The sequence below is a fragment of the Prevotella sp. BV3P1 genome (genome assembly GCF_000479005.1).
Taxonomy (GTDB): Bacteria; Bacteroidota; Bacteroidia; order Bacteroidales; family Bacteroidaceae; genus Prevotella.
The window spans coordinates 212,087-233,802 of sequence record NZ_AWXC01000008.1 but is presented as its reverse complement, the minus strand read 5'-3'; the positions used below and the strand labels follow the sequence as shown (position 1 = coordinate 233,802).

Sequence of the window (21,716 nt, the reverse complement as noted above, 5' to 3'; positions counted from 1 at the left end):
GGTTCGCTTTATTTGGTATCGTTTGCCTTGACTATTTCTTCTAACGTGGTCCAGCATTGGTACATTCCTCTTGGTACATGGAAACATCCTTTCCATTTTCCACCCTTCAATGGCAACAGCACTTCGCCGCGCCTATTGAGGTAACCGTACCATTCAGCATACTCGTCATCTCTGAAATGTGTCCACGTATATTCGTGTACCTTCTTAAACCAGTCCATACACCTCTTGTCTCCCGTGAGCTGATAGCCCTTGAGCATAGAGATAAGGGTTTCGATGTGTACCCACCACAGCTTCTGATCCCATTCCAATTGCTGGGGAGGACAGCCGTTGCGATCCATGAAATAGTACAGGCCGCCGAACTCCTTGTCCCATCCATACTCCAACATGGTAAGCGCGGTGTCCTTGGCTTTTTCTATCAGTTCGGGTCTGTCCAGGCGTTTACCCAAGTCCATGATAAACCACATGGCCTCTATAGCATGTCCCGGTGTTACCTGCCTGCCCTCGAAGCAGTCTACCAAGTTGCCGTCGGCACCCACGTTTTCCACGATGATACCACCAAGCTCTGGCCGGTAAAACACGTCCATCACTTCATGGATGCACGTTTCCATGGTCTCGAGTAGATAGTTTTCGTCAAGAAGATGCTCTATCTCCAAGGCCAAGTTGCAGAGTATCATGGGCAGTGCAAAGTTTTTCATGTTGCGTGTTCCCGGATGTATCTTGTTCCATTTGCCTTTGGGATTGTCCACTTTCGATAGGATGATATCGAACGTTTTCTTGGCGATGGTGGCATATTCGTCATTGCCTGTAGCCAAACTTAGCTGTCCGAAAGCCATGGCTGCGAACGTGTACGAGAAGATGTTGTATGGCTCAACCAATGGTTTGCCTGTCCTATCCAGCGAGAAATACCAGTTGTACTGGCCGTCATGTCCATGCTTTTTTAAAAACTCTGCTCCTTGGATGGCACAGTTCAACCATTCCTCGTTTTTTTCTACCTTGTTATATAGCATGGCGAACAACCACACCTCACGACACTGCAACCAAATAAATTTGTCGGTGTCAAAAACATTTCCTTTGCGATCCAAGCATGTGAAGTATCCACCATACTCTTCATCTTGTGACTTATCAAGCCAAAAAGGAACCACTCTCTGTAGCAATTCACTTTTGTACAAGTCGGCTAATTCTTTCAATTGATCTATATCCATAGCTATATGATTTAAATATTACTTCATGAAATTTCCCCGTATGTCAACTTCTTTCCAATGAAAGGGATCGAGCATTTGGTCTATCAGTACGGCCATTTCACCTCGTGTAATGACGTGTGCCTTATCAGTTGCCTTAAAATGGTATTTCGTTAACAGTGGTTCCCAATCTGCTTTGACGGGCATTCCCTCTGACTCAGCTACGCTTTGAATGACACGCAATGCGTCTCCCAATGTCATAACCGAGTCGGTCAACGTGGCACCCGTTTTCTTCCATCGTGGGAAAATGTCACGCATACCTTCCAGTTCGCGTCCTTTTAATGGTTGGTCGGCCCTCAGCCATGTTTCATTTTTCCAATCTACATTTTTGCCTATCCCTTTCAATATGCCCGTTGAGCCAATGTGTTGATAAGGGATGAATCGAGGATCCTGTTTCTGAACATCCAGATAGGGAAGCAAATATCCGCCCGCCTTCAATATCTCATCTTGAACATCCCTCACAGATACGCCCGATAAAGGTGTTCTTTTCTTGAGTGAGAGGGCCGCCAAAGCTCCGGCTGCCTGACCTATCTGCATCACCACAGGCTGTAAACGTGTTGCACCATTGGCGATATTAGACACGGATATGGATTTCTCAGCTACTATCAAACCCTCAACTCCTTGTGGAATGAGTGTCCCTAACGGCAGCCCAAATGACGGAACTGGATAGAAGTGTATGTCGGGCAGCGTGTGACTTTCTTTGTAGCGCATGTGGTGATGATCCACTGGATAGTCGCCAACAGCGATGCTGGTTCGGTACAAAGGAGCTGCTTGATTGTAAGGTGACACCATGTGATTGAGTGTAAACCGAACCGCTCCATGAATTCGTCTGGATTCACGATGATAAGGAATGAAAGGCAGAAGATCTTTTGTGGGATATTCGTCATCGGCAAGTCCTATATGACGGAATCCTAATTCATGCTGAATAAAATAAAGAAAACACAAGGTATGTTCTTTCGCTTTCTTCAAAGCTCGTCTGCGTTGCTTATCAGACATTTCCACCAAATTGACGTAATAGTCATTTCCGTTGATAGGCCAATTCAGCATAATCTTGCCATTGGGAAGCTGTCCATAGCTCATCATCTTGTCTCCCGGCCACATTCTTTTTGGCTCATTGCTGGATATGCACAGCGGGTTGATGCAGCAACAGGCAAAGACTGAAGGGTCATAACCCTTTGGCTTTCGCATGGAAACATCCTTTTTATAATCCTTCAAGATGGCAACATAGGTAAGGTCCTGAATAACATTGTTGCCTTTTTCCAAAGCAATATCCTCCTGCGTATCATGGCGACTATCCATGCCAACATCATAGCCTACCCCACACTTGGCTGCCACATCTCCCAGTTCAGTAGCATCAATGAGCATTGGTGTTTTAACAATCACGCTTTTACCTTGCTTTTTAATCTTCAAGTTCCATTCGCCTTGCTTTTTGCTAATGCGTCTGATACTGCTCTCTTTCCACACTTCGATATTTTTCTCTTGCGCCACCATGTCGTTTAAAACCTGGTTACCTACTGATGGCTCAAAGAGAACTCGGCTTACCCACCCGGTGTTCAAGGCTTCAAGACTACCGTAGTGTTGGGCAAGACGATTTCTAAATTCACCAAATATGCCAGCAGGCATATTGAAGTTTCCATCGATGGCACTAACACCAGCGCCTGTCAACATACCACCCAGCCATGTACTTTCCTCAACCACAAGTACACGCATACCCATACGGGCTGATTGCAAAGCAGCAGATACGCCGCTGGCACCACCTCCTGCAACGACTACGTCTGGATGTAGATTGCCACCAAAAAGTGATTTGGGCAAAAAGAAGAGATACAAAACCAGTATCAAAATATGAGATTGTTTCGCTTTCATTTGTCGGTTAGATATACGGTTTTCATTAGGTTAGGTTTAATTTTAAAAAAGTACAGTTCGTATTGAACCGTGACAAAGGTAAATATATATTTAAGAATAACCAAATAAATAATTATATTTATATGTCTTTTTAATTATAAAATATTTAATAATTATTTGTAGGTTATTTAATAAGTTATTTTATTTAATCATATATTTATTATTATAATGTTTATCGTTCAGACAGCAAAAGTACAGGCTGAATGGGTTCAACGTTGTGCAACCGGAAGACTGCTGTCTACAACCACAGCTCTTTTAATGAAGAATTATAATTTGCATTTTTTAGTTCAAACAGAAATTTCTTCGTTAAGTTTTCTTCTGCTGCAACGTCTTTTTTAACACAAATGCCGAACGTTTTTTCAAGCAGCTTGTTCATGTCACGGAAATACATGAAATATGAGAGAGTTTGGATTATCAAGTTGATTATTAGCAGGTTATGTCTTTTTTGAATCTAAAACGTACTCAAAAAGACCATGTGTTTGGGACAAAATCTCCTTATTTCATGCAAAAATAGCCTGCTATATGATACATATTGGGCAGGTAAAGCATGCCAATTGGAAGGCAAAAGCATACATATTGGACGGCAAAAGCATGATGATAGCCGCTTTGTTGTATGTGAATGTGGTAAAAGATGATGCTTTTAAGGTTTTGAACTCCTTAAAAATCCCCTTGTATTATCTATTTTGCAATTTTATTTTGTCAAATAAAAAGAATCGGTTTAACAAACAAAAGGTTTGTTAACATATACAAGTGTCGTTGCTTGAAAGCTAAGAAGTACGCATTGCTACTGTATAGAAGCACGGGGTTATCGCACGGCCGATTTCGCCTCGTGGGTTCGGTAAACCAGGTAACGGCCGTCAGCATGGAGGGTAAAGACATCGGCGAGCGCCTCGTTGAGCGTGCCTTGCCACCAACTTTGATAGGCGTACGATTGCCAGCGCAAGCCCTCACTTTCGATACGACGGCATGAAATATTAAAAATACTTACTTGCTGTTTGGCAAACGACTCGAAGGTGCAATCGCCATGGCAAGGCACAAACGTGCCGTAATCGGTGACCATGACAGGCTGCACACCGTAGGTTTGAAAATAACGCAGCATGAGGGAGATGTTTCCCAAGGTATGATCCTCGCGCTTGCCCGTCGCTCCCAAATAAGCAATACGGTTGTAGTTGCGGCTGACACAATAGCGGGTAGCCTTGGTAAGGTCGTTGTCTGCCTGCTCATGCTCAATATGCAGCACGTCATGAAATTGCAGTTTGGCTGCATCAGACATCGAATCACCGTCGCCAACAACGGCTTCCACCTTATTATATAGCGAGGGATGCAGCAACTCGATGGCACTGTCGCAACACACGATGCGTGGTGCTTGCTGCAGGATTTGAGTGGGAACGGCATGCTGCGGATAATCTCCGCTCGCTAAAACCACCACGTCAAAATTGGTTGATGAGTTGATGAGCTGATAGTTCATGACGTTGCTTGTTTCATCATCGACTTCCACTTAAAGTACCCTAACACGGCAATAACGACATAAAGTCCGTACAGTCCTGCCTTGAAAGGAATGCCTTTGTACACATACAGAGCGGTGCAAACCACGTCGACCGCAATCCAAAAGAGCCATTGCTCCACATACTTGCGTGCCAAAGCCCATAAGCCGACGAAGCTGAGTGCATTGGTGAAGCTGTCAAGCAGGGGCACATTGCTATTGGTAAAGCGCACCAACACATAATAAGTGGCGCACCATGCCAAGGCGAAAAACAAGAAAACAGGCAGATAACGCTTGCCGGGCATGTGCGTAATGGGCAGTTCTTGCTTTTTTTGATTGAAGAGTTTGCTGCCCCACTTCCACGCAATATATCCGTAAATGGCTGCCAATGTGTAATACACCGCCATGCCCGCATCGCCGTACAAACCGTATCTCCAATACAAAAACACGTCCATGGCAGGCATCACAATGCCCACTATCCACAGCCAAATGCTGGCTTTATATTCCAAATAGATATAGACAAGTCCCAAAATGGTAGTGACTATATCCAACCAATCGAATGTCATGTTGTTATTTGTTAGAATGGGAGTTAAAGGGAGTAAATGGGGAATTAGGTCAGGAGTTAATGAAGATTAAGTAAGGAGTTAATAGGAGTTAATAGGAGTTATGCAAGGAGTTAACAGACATTACCATATTTATAGAGAGGGAAAGATTCGACTTATTTCTTTCATTGCAAAGCATTTGTCCGATAACTCCCATTAACTCCTTAACTAACTCCCATTAACTCCTTAACTAACTCCCCTTAACTCCTAATCAACTTCCCTTTTCTCCCTTATAACTTCCATAAACTCCAACTCCTCTTCCGTCAACTTTTATCAGAACGTCAATGACAAGTTTGCCATGAAGTTGATAGGAGCCTGTGGCGCAAAGCCAGCCATATACTGTCCTTTACCAGCATCGGTAGCTACGACGTTGCCTTGTGCATCCTTCTTAAAACCAGGTGCTGCCCAACCGTTATTGTCGTATTTGGCACTGAAAAGGTTGTAGACGGTACAGCCAACGGTAGCCTCTTTCAAGCCCAACTTGTGACAGGCAAAGGTGTAAGCCACGTTGAGGTTGGTGGTAAAGATGCTGCCCAACATCATGCTCACGTCTATATCTTGACCTTTGGCGTCTTTGGTTTGATAGTTTTTCAGACCTGTATTGGTGAGATACTGCTCACCAATGTACTGCGTATGAACATTGGCTGATAAACCTTTGTAGTTGAATGAGAAGATGTTGTTGAAGATAAGTTCTGGAGAAAAACTGGTAGGTGTGTCGCCCAAAGAAACGTTCTTCTTATCGTCCAACTTCACCATCCAGTCCTTAACACGGTTCTTGCTGAAGGTAGCATTGACGTTCCAAGTGAACCAATCGACAGGTTGCCAAGCCGATTCCAACTCAATACCCATGCGATAGCTGCGACCTACATTCTTTGTCTTCATCTCACCGATGGCATCCAGTTCGCCAGTGAGCACAAATTCGTTGCTATAATTCATATAATATAGGTTGACACCTGCACTGTACTTGGCACTGGCAAACTGATAACCTATTTCCAAATCGCCTAATTTCTCTGCCTCCAACTTGGTGTCAAGGTTTTGTTCAAAACTGTTACGGGTAGGCTCTTTGTGCGCAATGGCATACGATGCATACACGCGGTTGTTGTCATCAGCCTGATAATTGAGTCCAAACTTAGGATTAAAGAAATTGAACTTTTGGTCGAGATTGAAGACAATCTGCTTGTTATTATCGTCCCATGCGTCGGAAGGACCCGTCATCTTAACGCCCACATGACGATATTGTAAGTCGGCAAAGGCACTCAAACCCTTTACAAACTCCCAGTTTACCTTTCCGTAAACGTTGCCGTCCACCTTCTTGGTATCGTTGTTGTAATACTCGTTATCAGGCTCCAATGTGGAGGGTCCCATTTGATACACCTTCTTCTTTTTGCCGTTGGCATCTTCTATCTGATAGAAAGGAGCACCCGTCCAAATAACTTTTCCAAAGTGACCCCCCACATATTTGTTCCAACCGCCACCGATGTTGGCTGTCAAACCGCTGTTGTTGTCATAGTTAATGGAACCTACAGCACCATAAAAATCGTTGTCCATCTTCTTTTGGCGAACCAAGTCGCCCAACAACTTGGTGTCTTTAGACAGATGATATTGGTACCAATTGCCTTTTCCCTTGTACTGTTCGTAGTAGCCGGCACCCTTGGTATAGTGCAAGGCAACGTTGAGTTTCCATTGGTCACCAAGCAGTTGACTCCAATGCAGCTGGTAGTTTTGCTGGTGATAGTTATCCGTTTGTCCATCGTAATATTTCACTTTGCCCTTGGCATCTTTATACTTACCGGCCGAATTGTAGGTGCGCCCGTACAAACTTTGCTCGTATTTGGAAGCGTAGTACCATGCGTGATAAGTACGCTCCACGCCATTGAAGGTGACAAACTTCACCATGGTGTTGTCCGAGAAATAGCCAGCTTGGATGAAATACGAATTGAGTTTGGTGGAAGCACGGTCCAGATAGCCGTCGCTACCGATGTTGGAAAGGCGTCCTTGTATGCCCCAATGCCCCCCAATGAGCCCTGTTCCGAAGCGCAAAGTCTCCTTGTGCGAACCGTAACTACCGCCCGAAAGGTCGATGCCGAAGAATGGTTTGGTACCGATGTTCTCGGTCTGCATGTTCAAGGTAGCACCAAAAGCACCCGCACCATTGGTAGACGTACCTGCTCCTCGTTGCAGCTGCATGCTCTGCAAGCTCGAGGCAAAGTCGCTCATGTTCACCCAAAAGAGGGTTGCACTCTCGGCATCGTTCTGGGGAATGCCGTTCACCGTGATGTTGACGCGCGAGGGATCTACGCCACGCACACGCAGCGAGGTGTACCCAATACCATTACCCGCATCGGAAGTAAGGGTAATCGACGGCAACGTAGAGAGCAAGAACGGAATGTCCTTGCCGTAGTTCATCTGCTTGATTTGCTTTTGTGTCAAGTCCGAATGCGCCATAGGCGTTTTCTTGTTGGCACGGGTAGAAATTACTTGTACATCCTGTAACTCGTAAGTATGCAAGGTGTCAATAGGTTGCACCGCATACACATTGGCGGCAGTCATCGCAAACACTGCCCATAAAAACTTTTTCATTGTTTTTTTATATATCAAAAAAAATACATAAATAAGGGAGAGAGCAAGTGCGAAGTTATGCTGTTGAAGAACTTCGCCCACTTGGCTTCTTGGTCAATTCCTACGCTGGTATTACCCAGATCAGGTCAGAAGGTTTGTTCTCAGCCCACAAATAAAAGTGAGCACCCTTAGCTTACTGTTTGTAAACCGACGGCAAAGGTATGACTTTTCAACAAGACCAGCAAAGAATATCCGCAAAAACTATCCTACGTCAAGCAATTCGATGGAAATGGAATCAAGGCAAAAAAAAGTCCAAAGCTCAAGGGCCTTGGACACGATGTCTATTTCATTCTAAATATTAAAGTGGATGACAAACGGGGATTGATACAGCCTGTTATTGCTTCAGCTTGAACGAATTTTCAATGCTCATCACCTCATTGGAGAACATGGAGTCCAGCTTCAGGCGCTGTTCGATGCGCGTACAGCTATGAATAACGGTGGAGTGATCGCGCCCTCCCACCAGTTTTCCAATGCGAGAGGCAGGCATCTTGGTGTACTTCTGCGCCAGATACATGGACAATTGACGAGCCGTTACCAACTCTTGTTTGCGACTCTTGCTGTTCACTTCCGATACAGTGACGTTGAAATGTCGGCAAACGGTATCGAGAATCTCATCGATGGTGAGCGGTTTGTCATCGATCTTCACGGCACGCTGTATGACTCTTTGGGCCAAACGCATATCCACCACGCTGTTGTAAACCACCGAATAGGCCAGCAACGAGTTGATGACTCCTTGCAAATCGCGCACGCTTCCATTGGCCGTCTGTGCGATATACTGTACCACGTCGTCGGGAATTTGAAGACCATCGCGCTGTATCTTACTGTTCAGGATGTCGATGCAAAGCTGCAAGTTGGGCTTCTCCAACTCGGCAATCAGTCCGCATGCGAACCGTGTCAGCAACCGTTCGTTCATTCCTTTCAAGTCAACAGGTGGTCGATCACTGGCCAAGATGATGCGCTTACCATTGCGGAACAGGTGGTTGAAGATATGGAAAAAGGTGTCTTGGGTCTTCGTTGCCGTCATCCACTCTTGTATATCATCGACTATCAACAAGTCAATGGTCTGGTAAAAGTTGATGAAGTCGTTCACAGAGTTCTGCAAAACGGCATTGGTGTACTGCACCTGAAACAACCGCGCGCTGACGTACAGCACCCTTTTCTGCGGGTAGAGCTGCTTGGAGAGCATGCCGATGGCGTTGATCAAATGGGTCTTTCCACAGCCCGACGGACCGTAGATGAACATGGGATTGAACTGTGTTTTGTTGGGATGTTCGGCAATAGACATGCCAACCGAGCGCGGCAACTTGTTGCTGTCGCCTTCAATATAATTATTAAAAGTAAGGTGTGGATTCAAATTTGGGTCCAACTGTTGCGGCTGGGCAGCGTCAAGTGCCGACGGAGGTTGATTGGCACGAGTTTTCTTCTGTGGCTTAACGCCAGTCACATCGGTTTGTTCTGCCTCTACATCCTGTGTCAGATGATGCTCCTGATCGGTGACAATACGGTATTTCAAACGAATGTTGTCGCAAAAAGAACGCCTGAGTACCTTGCTCAATAAGTCGATATAATTCTCTTCCAAGTACTCATACACAAAAGGACTGGGTACCTGTATCAACAACGTGCGGGTCGTTTCGTCGAACGACTCGTAGGTGATGGGCTGAAACCAAGTATCATATTGTTGCTTGGAAACATTCTCACGGATGAGCGCAAGGGCTTGGCCCCAAGCTTGATTAGGACTTACATTCATTGAATCAGGTAGTATTTTACTTATGTCTTTCGATCAATTCGATGATCAATCGACTGCAAATTTATAAAAGAAAACTTGATTGAGCAAATGCATGTTTCTATGTTTCAATAGGAGAAAAATCGTAAGTACCTAACTACCCGCATATTAGCAACTTTCTTAAAGAAATCTCATTGCTTTTGATGTTGCTTGTTCATAAAGCTCTGAGAACAAGAAAGTTAAGATGAATACCATCAAGATACTTACTTGAACGGTGAAACATGAATGAAATATCTATTATCGGCTATGCTGTTAATGCATTATGCCATTTCGGTCAATGTGAAACAGTCTATTTTCTTATTTATACCAATTTTAATTAAAGGCACATCGCATTCGACAGATGATGATTGTTCATAAATAGCGTCATCGCAGTCATGTGATGTACGACACCTTACTTATCTTTCCTCCCGAAGATAGAGAAATGGACGTAACGTTTAGGATGTTGACGGATGTTGACCATGAGAGAATCAGCACTACGCACAGTGGTATTGAGCTGATTGTAAAGAGATGGGTCGCGCATCAACAATCCCAGCGTACCCTCATTGCTGTTGATTTTGGCCGTTACCGCCTTGACATCAGCCATAGCCTCATCCACTTTTCGCATGGTCGTGGCCACGTCTACCTGTGAAAGATTGGCCGTGAACGTTTCAGAATGATCCAAAATGCGATTTGTTTTCGTCACCACACCCGGAATTTCACGGTTTAATTTTGCAACGACGGCGTTCAGTTCGTGAGAGGATTTGGTGAGATTGGCCGTCATGTCCTGCACATTGTGTACGGAACTTGCGATGGCTGGGTCGGCCAAAAGCTGATTAAGGCTTAGCAAAATGGAATCTAATTTAGGCAACATCTGCTTCACCGAGGGTATCATGGACGCCACTTCACCCATGGGTCCTCTATCGATATCTCCCGGAATGAGACCGCCTTCCTTGATAAACTCGCCTCTATTGGGGGCGATGTTCAAAGTTACTTTGATGTTACCCAGCACGTCACTGCTGATAAAGGCCGTGGTTCCCGTTGGGATTTTCATCTGCTTATCCATCTCTGCAATAACCTTGGTCTTGTTCTTATGGCTATAATCGAAAATGATATCCTTAACCAATCCCACCTGATAACCAGAGGCGTAGATAGGACTCGACTTGGTCAAACCGCTGATATCATCGAAAGCAAAACAGTAAGTCTTGCTGCCTGTGAACAGATGTGTGCCCTTCAGAAAGTTCATTCCGATGAACAAAGCCACGATACCAGCGACCGCGACGAGGGCAATTTTTATTTCATTTCTTACTTTTATCATATCCGTTGGAACTTAAAAAAACAACCTTATTTCTTATTATTCTGCAAAAACGTGCGAATCGCCTCGTTCACATCCATGCGCTGTCCATTCTTGAATGCAATGATGAAGGCATCAGGGAAACGATCGATGATTTCTTTTCGAAGTCGACGTATCTCATTGTAATCGACCGACGAACCGTAAGTGTATTTCAAATCACCACCAGCTTCGTACCACTCGCACCCTTTGAGCCCTTTCAAAGCAGCATCCGTTAATGCCAGTTTTCGATGGGTCGTCAAGATTTGAATCTTGAACACGGGAACATCCTGAGCGGCGTTTGCAACGGGGGATGTTGGGGTTTGAGCGGACGTGCGAACCTCATTTTTCGCATTAGGAGTCGCTTCAGCCTGTTGAGGCATGGCTGGAGTCGACTGTGTACCAGGCAGATTGGCTGTCATCTGAGGCGTTTGCTGATTGGTGGATGTGGCTTCTGTCACCTTAGGTTGTGGCACGTTGGCGGCAAAAGACGCCTCATTTGCCTTGACATTTTTCGCAGATACAGCTTTTTGACTCTGCTCCTTGTAGACCTCTGGAACAATTTTAGGCACCTGTGGCTCTGGCACAGCCGGAGCTTTGTAAGGCACAACCAGTCCTTGATGATATTTGTTCTTGTATTGTACGAATGCGTTGAAGATGCCACGGGCATACATATCGGCTACTCCGGCGGCATTCATGAAGTTTTCTTCCTCGGGGGTTGAGATGAAACCCAATTCCAATAAGCATCCCGGCATGGACGACAGCCGCAACACTGCCAAATTGTTTTGATGCGCACCCATATCATTCAACCCCGTGGCAGCACAAATATGGCGCTGCATGTAACGCGCCAATTCCACGCTCTGCTGCATGTTCTTGTCTTGAATGAACTCAAACATGATGTTGCTTTCGGGCGAAGAGGGGTCAAAACCTTGATACTTTTGTTTATAATCTTTCTCCAAAAAGATGACCGAGTTCTCGCGTTTGGCCACCTCCAAGTTTTCCATAATGCCTTTTTTACCAGTGTTCTGTCCCCGTCCGAGGGTATAAGTCTGCACACCTCTCACCCTGCGTCCACCCGACAAGGCATTGATGTGAACAGAGATAAACAAGTCGGCACGATTCTTATTGGCGATTTCAGCGCGTCTGGCCAGCGGGATAAAGACATCAGTCTTACGCGTATAGATGACCTTGACGTCGGGACAATTGCGTTCAACCATTTGCCCAAAAGCCAGCGCAAACTTCAGAACAAGATCTTTTTCCTTTGAATAAACGCCTGCCGCACCATGGTCTCTACCGCCATGTCCTGGGTCGATGACCAGCGTAAACTTTTTGTTTGCAGCCAAACCCACTGACGCAAACAGCAAGAAACAAAGCAAACAGTGCCAGACCTTCTTATTCATATAGTTGCAAAAGTAATGCTTTTAGATGGAAAAGCCTTTATCTTTCAATCGGTTTTTTCATTTATTAAGTGTATTTCCACACCAGCACCGTCGCAATCGGCACCCATGGGGGGATTAACCTTGGTGAGTTTTAAGTCGATAGCCTTAATCAACGGGAATTCCGCCAGCAAGCGCTTCCCTATCCTACCCGCCACATGTTCGAGCAAGTTGGAAGGCTGTTGCATTTCCTGTTGAACGAGTTGATACACGTCGGCATAACTCAAGGTGTCGGCCACATCGTCGGTTTCCATGGCTTTACCAAAGTCGTAAGCCAGCCGAATGTTCACAATGAAGTCGTTGCCTTCAACGCGTTCCTGCGGTAACACGCCGTGATAGGCGCGAAACCGCAGGTTGCTTAAATAAATATAACTTGATTGTTTAATCATAAAGGTCGATTATCCACAACGGCTGGCACCGCAGTTTTTGCAGATCAAACAGCCCTCTTGATACACAAGGGTTTCATGTCCGCACACCGGACACTTCTTTCCTTTGGCTTCGGTGCCGTCGTCTACGTATTTCTTTAAGGCGCGCTCCACACCATTCTTCCAGGTGTTGATGCTCTCGTCTTTCAACTGTAATGAACTAACCAGATTAATAACGCGGTCGATGGGCATGCGATAGCGCAGCACACCACTGATGAGTTTGGCGTAGTTCCAATACTCTGGGTTGAACTTCTCACTAAGTCCCTCCACTGTAGTCTTATAGCCACGCTTGTTTTCAAACTGGAAGTCGTATCTACTGGGGCCGTCATCCTGTTTCTGTTTGATGATTTTTCCCTTGACAACCGACTTGGGCAGTACGATTCCCTCATCGTCATCTTGCAAACCAGTGAAGATTTCGTAAGGATAGCCATCAAGCAATCCAACCAATGCCACCCACTTCTCCTTATTGTTTTGGAAGCGAACCACATCGCACTCCAGCACCTTTGGCCTTACCTCAATCACCTCAGGCTGCTTGCAGAGTGGCAGTGCGTTCTTGTCAATGGTATTATCCTTGGCTTGCTCCTTGCCTTTCTGGGCCTTGTCACTCTTAGAAACAGAAATCATAACGCCTGCTCTGGACCCGTCTCGATAGATGGTGCAGCCCTTGCAACCGCTCTTCCATGCCTCTACATACAAGCAATTAACCAAGGCCTCATCCACGTCGTTGGGCAGATTGACGGTCACACTGATACTATGGTCCACCCATTTTTGGATGGCACCTTGCATTTTAACCTTCTCCAACCAGTCAACATCATTGGCCGTAGCTTTATAATATGGTGACTGTTCCACCAACTTATCAATCTCTTCCTGGGTATATTTCTTAGTAGAATCAATGCCGTTGATGTTCATCCACTCCAGGAATTTCTTGTGGTACACGATGTATTCTTCAAAGCTGTCACCCACCTCGTCCACAAAGTCTACATGCACGTCGGCATCACCAGGGTTTACCTTGCGGCGACGCTTATACACCGGCATGAACACGGGTTCGATACCACTGGTGGTTTGCGTCATCAGCGAAGTGGTTCCCGTAGGCGCAATCGTCAGACAAGCGATGTTGCGACGACCATACTTCTGCATGTCGGCATACAACTGTTCGTCAGCCTCCTTGATGCGGAGCAAGAAGGGATTGTTCTTCTCGCGACTGGCATCAAACACGGCGAAAGCACCGCGTTCTTTCGCCATGGTTACAGAAGAGCGGTAGGCGCTCAACGCTAAATTCTTGTGAACGTTGACAGAAAACTCGGTTGCTTCTGGCGTTCCATAGCGCAATCCCATGGCTGCAATCATGTCACCTTCGGCCGTAATGCCGACACCTGTACGGCGTCCCTGGCTGCTCTTATGTTTAATTTTCTCCCAAAGATGATATTCTGCTTCTTTGACCTCATCACTTTGCGGATCTTCTTGTATCTTCTGCAAGATGCGTTCAATCTTCTCCAGCTCCAAATCAACGATATCATCCATGATGCGCTGTGCTATTTGAACATGCTTTCTGAACTTCTCCATGTCAAAATAGGCATCCTTGGTAAACGGATGAACCACATAAGAATAGAGGTTGATGCTCAACAACCGGCACGAGTCATAAGGGCACAAAGGTATTTCGCCGCATGGATTGGTGCTCACGGTGCGGAAACCCAAGTCGGCATAACAGTCGGGAATGCTTTCACGGATGATGGTATCCCAGAACAGTACTCCTGGCTCTGCACTCTTCCAGGCATTGTGAACAATCTTTCCCCAGAGAGCCTTGGCGGAGATTTCTCGTTTCACAAGCGGCTCATCACTGTCCACAGGGAACTGCTGTACATAAGGCTTGTCGCTGGTAGCTGCCTCCATGAAAGCGTCGTCAATCTTGACCGATACATTGGCCCCGGTGACCTTTCCCTCGGTCATCTTGGCATCAATGAACGCTTCGCTGTCGGGATGCTTGATGCTCACACTCAACATCAGTGCGCCACGGCGCCCATCCTGCGCCACCTCGCGGGTGGAGTTGCTGTAACGCTCCATGAAAGGCACCAGGCCGGTGCTGGTGAGTGCCGAGTTGTTTACCGGTGAACCCTTGGGGCGGATGTGGCTCAGGTCGTGTCCAACGCCTCCTCTACGCTTCATCAGCTGCACCTGCTCTTCGTCAATGCGCATGATGGCACCGTATGAATCGGCATCACCATCCAGCCCAATCACAAAGCAGTTGCTCAAACTGGCCACCTGATAGTTGTTGCCAATGCCGGTCATCGGACTGCCTGCCGGTATGATATACTTGAAATGATCCAACAGATCGAAGATTTCGCGCGCAGTCATCGGGTTCTTGTACTTTTTCTCAATGCGCGCAATTTCATTGGCGATGCGCCAATGCATGTCCTCGGGTGACTTTTCATAGATATTCCCGAAACTGTCTTTCATGGAATATTTGTTCACCCATACTCGTGCAGCCAATTCGTCACCTGCAAAGTATTTCAAGGCCTCTTCGAAAGCTTCCTCGAAAGCGTAGCTTTTTGATTGCTCCATTTTTTAGTCTAAAAAAATGTTATATGGTTGCGACTTAATATCCAGTATTATTTGCACAATTATCAGTGAATGATGATTGTTTTGCAAATCTACAACTTATTTTCGATAAAAGAAAAATATTTTTGGGTTATTTATTTGAAAAACTTGGAGCATAAAATATTTCTTTTTGAAAATATTTATATCTTTGTGAAACAATAAATTTCCAAAATGAAAACAATCAACACACGCAGGAGCATTCGCAAATATCAATGCAAAGAGGTAAACAACGAACTGATAAACAGATTATTATCAGAATCTGAACGCACGCAGACCATGGGCAACTTGCAACTTTACTCAGTCGTTATCACGCACAGCGATGAACAAAAAAGAAAACTGGCACCAGCTCATTTCCATCAACCCATGGTGACACAAGCACCTGTGGTGCTGACCTTTTGTGCCGATTTTAGGCGAACCAGCTCATGGGCGGAATGCAGAAAAGCGCAACCTGGCTATGACAATTTCTTGAGTTTCATCAACGCTGCCACCGACACCTTATTATATTGTCAAACCTTCTGCAACCTCGCCGAAGAAGCAGGGCTGGGTTTGTGCTTCCTGGGCACAACGCTGTACAACCCCAAGAGCATTATCGACACGCTCCAACTGCCCCGACTGGTGATGCCCGTAGCCACCATCACTCTGGGATGGCCCGACGAAACTCCTGACCTTACTGACCGTCTTCCTCTCTCGGCCATCGTACATGACGAAACTTACCACGACTACACACCCGAGCGGATAGACCAATTTTACCTCGAAAAAGAAAGCCTGCCCGAGAACATCCACTACTGCCAAGTAAATGAGAAAGAAACTTTGGCACAAGTTTTCACAGACATACGATACACCAAAAAGGACAACGAAGCCATGTCTAAAAACCTGTTAGACGCACTCAAGCAACAAGGATTTTTGTAGAAGTCGATGTTGAAGACTTTTTTAACACGTCGGCAAGGGGCGGAAAGTGAGTAAAAACGGTCCGTCTGAACAGCGTGTTCAAGCTGGCCAAGCTTTCTGAATTTTCTTGACAACACATCCCTTCATATTTGGCGTATTTTCAAACAGCCATGCTGCTGGTCGCAAATACGCCAAGCATGCATTATTTCCGTATATTATTGACACGCAACCTATTACCTCTTTATACATACCATCATACGTCTGTTTCTCAAACTTATCTGGCCAATAGCAATGCTTTAAGCTACTAATAGGCATGCTTTTGCCGTGCAATGTCATGCATTTTGACCCCGAAAGTGATACATCTGAGCACATAAAAGCGTCACTTTGAGGCAAAAATTTGCTTTTTATGCCATCATTAACTCAAATTTGAACCCTGCAAGCCTATCGTTTTTTTCCAGATTAAAAGTTTTGAAGTGCCATTTTAGGGGCCATAATTTGTCAAAATATCAAACAACTCATGAGGCTACGACCCTTTCCCATCATAGGGTCACACCCTTACAATTTTTGCAGATTTTTCGTTTACGTTGAACGGAAGGTGATGACTGCACCCTCAACGACATTCATCACTTCTAAGGAGTGAAGAGCAATATTAATATTGTAAAAAATACAAGAAAAATTCCCATATCTAAAAAAAAATCGCTATCTTTGTAAAAATTTTATAAGATTCTTAAAAGTTTATTGGCTCGTACGAGTTAGAAACTAAACGTAATATAATATAATAGATGCGCATTGACATAAAGCGCTGCACTTATTTACGTAGATTCTTTTTATTAACATAAATAAATAATTCAACAATGAAAAAAAACATGACGAAAACACTTTCCATCATAGGCTTATTGCTATTGGGAAGTCTAAAGTCCACGGCACAGGTACATGACGTGTCGTTCATCGTATCTCCCGCCGCAGAGTACATCTGGTGGGACAAAGATATTTCCATCGACAACATGCCGCTGTACGGAGGAAAGCTGGGATTCGGCTTTGGTCCACTCTTCGAACTGCACGCATTCTACTTGCGCGGTGACAATGTGAACGCAAAAGTACGCGGCCAGAACTGGCTTACAGATGAAGGATGGGCCGGCCACATAAGAGACACCAAAATGGATCTGACCAAATATGGTGGTGAGATGAGGCTTAACTTAGGCAAGAACAGCTACTTCGCTCCTTTCCTCACAGCTGGTGCTGGTGTACAGCAAATGAAGTACAACAGCTTCACCGGAGATGCAGAGATGAAGGAAGTTCCACTGAAAGACGAACAACTCTTTGTATCACTCGGTGTGGGCGCTAAGATTAACTTGAGCAGCCGTGCCGTGCTCTCACTCGAAGCAAAGAACACCATGTTCAATGCCAGCAAGGGCAGCTACCTGATGAGACCAGAATACAACAAGGAGGATGGCGGCAACCATTTGTACAATTGGGGAGCATCCGCTACACTCGACTTCTATCTGGGTGGCAGGGCTGAAAACAGCGACGACGCCATCAGCCGCGAATACCGCAAACTATTCTCTAGTGGTTTCAAGGGATTGAAGTTCGTGGTTGAACCTGCCATGGCCTATATGAATTTTGACAAGAATATGGCTTTGACCGACACCTATCTCGCCGGTGGAAGCGCAGGATTTGACTTGTCTTCACTCGTAGGTATACGCGGATTCTACTATCAGGCAACCAAAGACGCCGACAAGCTGTCGCTGTCGTTCAACAAGAACCTGGCTCTGTATGGTGGTAACATCATCACCCGCCTGAACTTCCCAAGAGGCATCAACCCCTACTTGCAACTCGGTGGAGGTTACATGCGCGTGGGTGATAAATATGCTGACAAGCATGGAAACACTGATGCAGAGAGTGCACCATTCGCATTCGGAGGTGCCGGCGTCGAGATTCCATTGTCGAGATATGTCGCACTCTTCGGTTCGGCAAACGCAGTATTCACCGCACAAAAGGGTATTGAAGAAGAAAACATCCAGAATCCTGACCACATCAATACCAGTGTGATGTACAATGCCGGTTTAAGATTCAATCTGGGTCTGGCTGCAAACGGTGAAAAGAAATACAAAAGGTATCTCAACCGCCGATTGGATGACGAACGTGAAGCCTCTAACGAAAGACTCAACGAGCTGAGATCAAAATACGACGAACGTATTTCTGACTACGACGATCAAATCGCAAGTTATGACGAGAAGATTGCTGACTACGATGATCAAATCGCAAAATACGATGAGCGCGTTAACAAGCTCAAAGCTGAATACGAAGCACGCATCGACAAACTGGACAAGGATTTGGACAAAGCTCTCAAGGCAAACGATACCATTCGCGTAGCTGAGATTGCACGATTGAAAGATCGTCATCAGCAAGAACTCGAAACGATAGAGAACGACGAGATGGCCATGAAGCGCAAGTTGGTGAACGAACTGGGCGAGAACAGCAGTAGCAACGTGAAGATGACTCGCAGTCAACTCAACGATTTAGTGAGTCGTATCACAAGGGAAGCTCGCCAAAGCGCACGCAGCTATGACGATGGCTATGACTACGACAATAACTACAACAACTACAATTACGAAATGCCACAACAGCCAACTCGTACCGTTGTGCCGATGCAGAGAATTCAACCAGCTCAGAATAACGCTGAAACAGAACAACTAAGAAGAGAACTCCGCATCATGAACGAGAAGTTGAACAAGGTTATCAGCCAACGCAACGCAGGCGAAACAACGGTTGTTTACGATACCAATGGTGCCATGGGCAACCAATATGTACCGGGAACAGCAGACGGTGAAACAGCCGGATACCATCCTACCACAGGCAAACGATTGAAGCTGAACCGTCTGGGATTCATCACAGGTCTGGGATTCGGCGACCTTACTGCATGGAATTTCGGTGTTCGCGGATACATGCAGATTGGTTCTTCCAATCTCGACTTTGTGCCAGAGCTTTACGCAGCAATGGCTAACGACAGCGGAATGGGCATCTCTGGAAACGTTATCTACAACTTCAAGAGCGACGCTTTGGGCAAGTTTGTACCATACGCAGGCCTTGGTCTTGGCGTATTCCATGGCAAAGACACCCACTTTGGCTCTAACATCATCGTTGGTGTAAGCGTAGATATGCTCAACGGAAAAGTATTCTTAGACTACTCCGCACGCAGCCTTACCAAGCAAAATCAGGTTGCCTTAGGCTATTCGTTCACATTCTAATCTAAAAAATATGTTGAAAAAGTACGGTCTGGCAACACTTGCCTTCCTAACACTACCTATCTCCTACACAGGTGCAGCGCCCATTTTGGGTGCGGCACCTGCAACGGATGACACCATCGTAGTTGACAGAAACGAACTGATGGAGGTGCTGAGAGGTGTGGCTGCCAGAGAAATGAGAAAACAATACAGACCGACCAGAAATGCCAGGCCACAGCGGAGAGGATACTACTACCGCCCATCCCCGCAGGGACAGACGGTACCTGTATACAACTCCTCGTCCAGAAGAGTGGAGTACATTCCTGTGTATGTTCCACAGAATGGCGCACACCCCATCTATCCGCCATATCCACCGGTACAAAATCTGAGGCCGGAGAACGCAGAATCGGAGAACTCAACACAAACTGAGCAATTGCAAGAACAGATTAATCAATTGCAAAAGCAAATTGAAACCTTGAGTACAACCGTTCAGGATCCAGCTGTTAGGCAACAGATAGACGCCATGGCACGACAGCTTAACAACCTCCGTGTGCAAAAAGACACGGTGATTATGGCTGCTCCTCTTGAGGAAACTGTCACAGAGAGTGTTCACAATCATGAACCGGTTCAGCCAGCACAGACAGTAAAAGTTGCTACTTTTGACACCAATATCAGACAGGTATTCTTTGAAATATCGTCGGATGCATTGTCAAAAGAGGCGAAGCACACGCTCGATGACTTGGCAAACGCACTGAAAAGTTACCGCAAACTGAAAGCCGAACTGACAGGATTTTCCAGTCCAGATGGGCCGAAGGCGTTCAATCGCGACCTTGCTATGCGCAGGATGAACAGCGTAAGAACCTACTTACTGAAGAATGGTGTTCATGCCAATCAAGTGTCTGTGCTATCTTACGGCATCGACAAACATTCGGAAATGAACACGTATGCACGTAGAGTTGAGGTGTGCGTATCACTCTAAAAGATAAACAAAACTGAATAGATAGTGTGGCGAGAATCAAACAGGTCTTGTTCCGATTGAGGAAACAAACACCTGATTCAGACCGTCACCAATATCACATAAACCAACAACCACTCGTGGTTTTGCACATATCGATAGTTAGGATGGATGAATCCAACTAACATCGACAACAAAAGAAGCAAAACTATGAGTGGTTGTTTTATTAGGAAGTCACGCACCCACATGGCGACTCCCGCATAGGTAATCAGCAGGTGCGAGTTCATGTAGCCCACTTAATCATCTCAGAAGCTACATGATCCGGCTATGTCAGATAAGAAATCAAATCTATGAAATCAGCACTCTCCCCTACTAAGATGAAACAGATGTGATAAAGTTGTACTGCGATGCAACGGCAACAGCCTACGGTTCTTTCTCCATGAGCATGCCGTTGCCGGCATCAATCTGCTGACGTTCGGTGTCAAGTCGGTAAACTGTGATATTGTTGGGATCGCCAAAATCGCAGACCAACCGTCTGTTTTCATAATAAAACGTTCCACTTACGGTCTCATCGCCAATGCTCTCCGTGATTTTTTTATCGTTGATGGTCAACTTGATGACCCCATAATCTGTTCCGTATGTCCATGTTCCTTGTATCCAACTGGGTGCTTTTCCAGGATGAACCTCTTCGAATGGGTCAACCTCTGCATGTGAAGATGGCACGTCATGCTCCTGATCAAGGCGGTATTCCGTATTATCATCGGCCAAGGAAGAGCTGTCCAACCGATCGGTGCGAGCTGATTTCCAACAACTTCTGACAGTCAACACCAGTACCAAAAGAATAACAAAGAACAGGAAGAAACATGAACGGAAGAAGCCACCTCGCTTTTGATTCTGCTCGTTGCCGGTGCCTTTCATGGGTGTATGATACGCTCCGGCAGACTTAGCAGAATGCGCATCTGCATGCTGCCAATCCAGATTTTCGGGGCTACTGGCAGGTCTTTCTGTTGAAGTGCCCATCTCTCCTACCGCATGAGTACCGGTTGGCGTGCCTGTGTGCGTTGCCTTAGCATCACTTGTCGCACCCTCACCATCCGTATTTTGATCGGATGTCGAGGGTTCAGTCTGCTCATTCGCAGCGTCCTCCATGAGATAAGTGAAAGGCTGTCCACATCTAGGACACACACAGGCTATCTCAGTCATACCGCTTGGGGCTGTGATGTCATATCGAAATCTACACTTGGGACATTTTACTTGCAT

The 21,716-nt window shown here is 45.8% G+C and carries 14 protein-coding genes and 1 riboswitch; of the genes, 3 read left to right on the top strand and 11 right to left on the bottom strand.

The features are described from left to right. Positions 1-8 precede the first annotated feature (8 nt). From HMPREF1254_RS02960 to HMPREF1254_RS02910, 10 genes are all read right to left on the bottom strand, one after another. Positions 9-1,202 (bottom strand): AGE family epimerase/isomerase, encoded by a 1,194-nt coding sequence (locus HMPREF1254_RS02960; RefSeq protein WP_023057056.1) that lies wholly within the window; start codon positions 1,200-1,202, stop codon positions 9-11. Between the two features lie 18 nt (positions 1,203-1,220). Beyond that, positions 1,221-3,101 carry an FAD-dependent oxidoreductase gene (locus HMPREF1254_RS02955; RefSeq protein WP_036890887.1) on the bottom strand — a complete coding sequence of 627 codons (1,881 nt, stop codon included), beginning with the start codon at positions 3,099-3,101 and terminating at the stop codon, positions 1,221-1,223. A gap of 844 nt (positions 3,102-3,945) precedes the next feature. Beyond that, positions 3,946-4,608 (bottom strand): thiamine diphosphokinase, encoded by a 663-nt coding sequence (locus HMPREF1254_RS02945; RefSeq protein WP_023057085.1) that lies wholly within the window; start codon positions 4,606-4,608, stop codon positions 3,946-3,948. Continuing rightward, positions 4,605-5,189, bottom strand: a complete 585-nt coding sequence (gene pnuC, locus HMPREF1254_RS02940; RefSeq protein ID WP_023057157.1) for a nicotinamide riboside transporter PnuC — start codon at positions 5,187-5,189, stop codon at positions 4,605-4,607. The genes HMPREF1254_RS02945 and pnuC overlap by 4 nt, the downstream gene beginning before the upstream one ends. Positions 5,190-5,498: 309 nt before the next feature. Then, positions 5,499-7,805, bottom strand: a complete 2,307-nt coding sequence (locus HMPREF1254_RS02935; RefSeq protein WP_023057066.1) for a TonB-dependent receptor — start codon at positions 7,803-7,805, stop codon at positions 5,499-5,501. 79 nt (positions 7,806-7,884) lie between these two features. Then, positions 7,885-7,984: riboswitch (TPP riboswitch) on the bottom strand. A 194-nt stretch (positions 7,985-8,178) separates the two neighbouring features. Beyond that, the gene (dnaA, locus tag HMPREF1254_RS02930; protein ID WP_023057175.1) at positions 8,179-9,591 is read right to left on the bottom strand and encodes a chromosomal replication initiator protein DnaA; all 1,413 of its coding nucleotides are present in this window, start codon (positions 9,589-9,591) and stop codon (positions 8,179-8,181) included. A gap of 427 nt (positions 9,592-10,018) precedes the next feature. Continuing rightward, complete coding sequence (locus HMPREF1254_RS02925) at positions 10,019-10,921, bottom strand: MlaD family protein (RefSeq protein WP_023057168.1); 903 nt, start codon at positions 10,919-10,921, stop codon at positions 10,019-10,021. A 26-nt stretch (positions 10,922-10,947) separates the two neighbouring features. Next, positions 10,948-12,333: an N-acetylmuramoyl-L-alanine amidase family protein gene (locus tag HMPREF1254_RS02920; protein WP_023057005.1), complete on the bottom strand. Its 1,386-nt coding sequence runs from the start codon at positions 12,331-12,333 to the stop codon at positions 10,948-10,950. 44 nt (positions 12,334-12,377) lie between these two features. Continuing rightward, on the bottom strand, positions 12,378-12,758 hold the full coding sequence (folB, locus tag HMPREF1254_RS02915) for a dihydroneopterin aldolase (RefSeq protein WP_023057026.1): 381 nt from the start codon (positions 12,756-12,758) through the stop codon (positions 12,378-12,380). 9 nt (positions 12,759-12,767) lie between these two features. Then, on the bottom strand, positions 12,768-15,353 hold the full coding sequence (locus HMPREF1254_RS02910; protein WP_023057079.1) for an adenosylcobalamin-dependent ribonucleoside-diphosphate reductase: 2,586 nt from the start codon (positions 15,351-15,353) through the stop codon (positions 12,768-12,770). A gap of 207 nt (positions 15,354-15,560) precedes the next feature. Between HMPREF1254_RS02910 and HMPREF1254_RS02905 the strand changes: the two genes are divergently transcribed. The 3 genes from HMPREF1254_RS02905 to HMPREF1254_RS02890 all read left to right on the top strand — a co-directional run bounded on the left by HMPREF1254_RS02905 (position 15,561) and on the right by HMPREF1254_RS02890 (position 20,480). Then, complete coding sequence (locus HMPREF1254_RS02905; protein WP_023057038.1) at positions 15,561-16,298, top strand: nitroreductase family protein; 738 nt, start codon at positions 15,561-15,563, stop codon at positions 16,296-16,298. Between the two features lie 845 nt (positions 16,299-17,143). Continuing rightward, on the top strand, positions 17,144-19,525 hold the full coding sequence (locus HMPREF1254_RS02895; RefSeq protein ID WP_023057121.1) for an outer membrane beta-barrel protein: 2,382 nt from the start codon (positions 17,144-17,146) through the stop codon (positions 19,523-19,525). A gap of 10 nt (positions 19,526-19,535) precedes the next feature. Next, on the top strand, positions 19,536-20,480 hold the full coding sequence (locus HMPREF1254_RS02890; protein WP_023057019.1) for an OmpA family protein: 945 nt from the start codon (positions 19,536-19,538) through the stop codon (positions 20,478-20,480). A gap of 399 nt (positions 20,481-20,879) precedes the next feature. Here HMPREF1254_RS02890 and HMPREF1254_RS02885 read toward each other — a convergent pair whose 3' ends face one another. After that, positions 20,880-21,659 carry a hypothetical protein gene (locus tag HMPREF1254_RS02885; RefSeq protein ID WP_231385791.1) on the bottom strand — a complete coding sequence of 260 codons (780 nt, stop codon included), beginning with the start codon at positions 21,657-21,659 and terminating at the stop codon, positions 20,880-20,882. Positions 21,660-21,716: the final 57 nt, after the last annotated feature.